Below are 3,441 nucleotides of genomic sequence, written 5' to 3'. Positions count from 1 at the left end.
GCGTCGCACAACGCATCCTCGCGATGACCGCCGCGATCTGGCACAACTGGACCACCGGCCAACCCGTCATGCGCTCCCTCATCGCTTACGACCACTGATCCCTCGGAATAGATCGTCTAGCGGTGATTCCGGACGTTTCACTTCCGGTAATGTTCCTGCTGTGCGAACCGGTCCGAGCCCTACCGCCCGGGCCCTACGCACGCTCGAGGTCCTGCAGGCACGTCCCGGCGTGACTGCCGATCAGCTCGCCTCCCGGTTAGGTGTGACGGAGCGGGCCGCACGACGCTACGTCGGGATCCTTCGTGAGGCCGGCATCCTGGTCGAGTCGATCCGCGGGCCGCATGGCGGCTACCGACTGGGCCGCGGCACCCGGCTACCGCCGGTCGTCTTCACCCAGGAACAGGCACTCAGCCTGGTCATGGCCGTGCTCGACGGGCAGCCGGCCGTGATCGACGCCGACGATCCGATCGGCTCGGCGCTCAGCAAGGTCATTCGGGCTCTCCCCGAGAGCGTCGGACGGCAGGCGGCGGCGCTGCGGGCGTACATCTCGGCCACCCCGGACCGGCGAGTGGCTCGCCCTGATCCCGCCACCACCAGTGCCCTGGTCGCCGCCGTCGCCGACCGGCGCCGCGTCCTGGTCACCCACCGCGGCGAGAGCGGCGAGGAACGGGACGCCGAGGTTGACCCGTGGGCAGTCGTCGTGCGGTACGGACGCTGGTACCTGCTGTGCCACTCGCACCGCGCGGACGCGAGCCGCACGTACCGTATCGATCGGATTCGGGCTGTGCGGCAGTTGCCGCACCGCTTTGTGTCGCCCGATGGCCTGGGTCCGGTTGCCGCGCTTGCGGAGAAGCTCGGCGCGGGCTGGGAGTACCCCACCCGCGTGGTGTTTCATGCGCCACGGGAGAAGGTGGCACCGTGGATTCGGCCGCCGATGGGCCGCCTCGAGCCGGACGGCGACCGCTGCGTCCTGGTCGGCAGCACCCGAAATCCCACGATGTACGCCCAGGAGTGGCTGGCTGCCGTCCCCTTTGACTTTTCGGTGGTGGCAGGCCCCGAACTACGTGCTGCCGTGGCCACAGTCGCGGCCCGCTTCAGCAGGGCACTGTCGCCTGCGCGCCCCGAAACCCGGCCCGGCGATTAGCGCTGACGGGAGCGGAACAGATCAGCGCGCTGGATCATGAGGCCACCGATTGCGGCGAGGCCGGCGGCTCGGCCTTCTGCGGGTGGATCGTCTCGTGGCGGGCCAGCATGGCGACGAACTCGCCGATCTTGCGCTCGCGGGTCTGCGTCCGCTTGACGGCAGCAAGGCGTTGGATGAGAGCGAACCGGTTGGTCCTGGTGAGTACGTCGAACATGGCCTGGGCGGCAGGGTTGGCGGCGATGGCGGCGAGTAGATCGTCCGGCACCTCGGCCTCCGACGACGGGGCATAGGCGGCCGCCCACCGCCCGTCCGCCTTGGCAGCCTCCACCGCAACTCGGCCGGAGGGCCTCATACGCCCCTGTGCCTCCAGCCGGGCCACGTTGCCGACATTCCGTTGCGACCAGGAACTGCGGTGCCGGCGCGGGGTAAACCGGATCCAGGATGTCTCCTGATCCCGCTTCCGGCCCTGCCCGTCGATCCAGCCGAAACAGAGGGCCTCATCGACCGCCTGCTGCCACGTCAGCGTGGTGGCGGTGCCACCTCTCTTGGTCAGAACGAGCCAGACGCCCGGCGACGTGGCATGGTTGGCCACCAACCACGTGCGCAGTGCCTCGGCATCCGTGACGATCAACTCGTCCAGTTCAGCGCTCGCCATGACCGCAGGCTAACCCGACTCGCCGGGCTGCCGGCGCGTCGGCCACTCGTGGGACCATCGGGGCAGGGTGATCCACCCACCCGCCTGACCGTGCGGTCGTCAGGGTTCGCCTGTCGGTGCCCGGCCACGGCTGTTTTCACCCAAGTTTCCCGGGCTCCGGATGGTCGTCCGTGGCCATCCGCCTGCTGTTTCGGATGTCCGCAAACGCAGATCAGGCCCAGCTGTCGCTCACTTGTCGCTCACTTTGGGCGCGACCCTGATCGCCGGTCATCTCCTTGAGAGCCGGTCTCGGGTAGGCCTTCCACCCGACGGCATCGTTGCCTACGAATGCGGCCAGGGGCACCCACCGGTCGATGTCGATGTCGTGTTCATCGGCCTGAAGCGTCTGCACCTCGACCAGGCCGTCCCTGTCCCGGTATGCCGGGTGGAGGGCAGCTGGCCGGTCCCCACCAACCTGTAGCGTGCCAGAACTCGTTGCACATGTTGTGAGCTGGGATTCTCCGGTTGCGCTGAGGATCATCAGGATGGTGGTTCGGCTGGTGTACTTGATGATGATCCGGCTGGTCGGCGTTCTCGGCTTGTTCGTTCGTAGCGATACCGCGCTGCTGGCGGAGGCCGTCGTCCTGCGTCATGAGGTGGCGGGCTGCGCCGGCAGCTGAACGGCCGGCCTCGGTTATCGTGGCCGGACCGGGCCTTGCTGTCTGGCCTGGCCCGGCTGCTGCCTGCCGCGGTCCGGGCCCATCGGCTGGTCACTCCGGTACGCTGCTCGGCTGGCATCGGCGGCTGCTGCGTCGCCGCTGGACCTATCCGCGTAAGGTCGGTCGGCCGCCGGTCTGCGATGAGGTCCGTGACCTGGTCCGGCGCCTCGCCCGGGAGAACCCGCGGTGGGGACATCGGCGCGTTCAGGGTGAGACGCTGCGACTGGGTCATCGGGTCGGTGCGGGCACGATCCGCCGCATCCTGGCCGCCCGCCGGCCCGGTCCGACCCCGCGGGCGGTGGACACCAGTTGGCGGACGTTCCTGCGCGTGCAAGCCCACGGCCTGCTCGCGATCGACTTCTTCCATCTCGACGCGATCGGACTCAAGTGGATCTATGTGCTGGGCGGGATGGAGGTGGCCACCCGCCGCGTCCACCTGCTCGGGGTCACCGCCAATCCAGGCCACGCCTGGATGGTGCAGCAGGCCCGCAACCTTGTTGTGGACCTCGACGACGGCCGTGCCGGCCGGTTCCGGTTCCTGATCCGCGGTCGGGACGGCAAGTACAGTGCCGCGTTCGACGAGGTCTTCGCCGCCGCGGACGCCTCGGACGAACTGTTACATTCGAGCGGCGGGGCCGCAGCCTGCGTCAGGAGTGCACCGACCCCGAAGGGCGCCCCATGCGCTTACGAAAGATCCGGTGGATCGGTTTGGCCCCCGCTCGCCACCGTGGGGAGCCGGTGAGGGCAGCTGCACGGAGGGCGTCGGCTTGTTTTGCCGCTTTCTGGCGCGCTACGGTGCGAGTGATCCGCCCCAGTTGTCGGTGACGAGCTGGCCGGTGTCGTCGCTGACGAAGCGATGTTCGAGGGTGCCGTTGCCGAGCCGGTAGAACACGTGGTGCTGTCCGGGAGCGGACAGGCCAGCCGGGTCACCGGTCACGACGCCA

Annotated in this window: 4 protein-coding genes and 1 pseudogene; 3 read left to right on the top strand and 2 right to left on the bottom strand. The window is 68.9% G+C overall.

Features of this window, described 5'->3' with window-relative positions; genetic code table 11:
• The first annotated feature begins 160 nt into the window (after window positions 1-160).
• Complete coding sequence (locus H0524_RS10780; RefSeq protein WP_180198540.1) at window positions 161-1,144, top strand: YafY family protein; 984 nt, start codon at window positions 161-163, stop codon at window positions 1,142-1,144.
• 34 nt (window positions 1,145-1,178) lie between these two features.
• Here H0524_RS10780 and H0524_RS10775 read toward each other — a convergent pair whose 3' ends face one another.
• Window positions 1,179-1,799, bottom strand: coding sequence for a YdeI family protein (locus H0524_RS10775; protein WP_180198539.1), 621 nt, complete (start codon window positions 1,797-1,799; stop codon window positions 1,179-1,181).
• 524 nt (window positions 1,800-2,323) lie between these two features.
• On the opposite strand from H0524_RS10775, the gene H0524_RS24630 reads away from it, so the two are divergent.
• Window positions 2,324-2,458 carry a hypothetical protein gene (locus tag H0524_RS24630; protein WP_255435885.1) on the top strand — a complete coding sequence of 45 codons (135 nt, stop codon included), beginning with the start codon at window positions 2,324-2,326 and terminating at the stop codon, window positions 2,456-2,458.
• A gap of 19 nt (window positions 2,459-2,477) precedes the next feature.
• Entirely contained in the window at window positions 2,478-3,239 is a 762-nt protein-coding gene (locus H0524_RS24290) for a hypothetical protein (protein ID WP_218941812.1), read from the top strand.
• Window positions 3,240-3,287: 48 nt separating this feature from the next.
• Here H0524_RS24290 and H0524_RS24625 read toward each other — a convergent pair.
• A pseudogene (locus tag H0524_RS24625) lies at window positions 3,288-3,441 on the bottom strand (M23 family peptidase); the annotation flags it as partial.

The sequence above is a fragment of the Salinispora sp. H7-4 genome, from assembly GCF_013416675.1.
Taxonomy (GTDB): Bacteria; Actinomycetota; Actinomycetes; order Mycobacteriales; family Micromonosporaceae; genus Micromonospora; species Micromonospora vitiensis.
The sequence above is the reverse complement of the archived record's forward strand: the minus strand, read 5'-3'. Positions and strand labels throughout refer to the sequence as shown.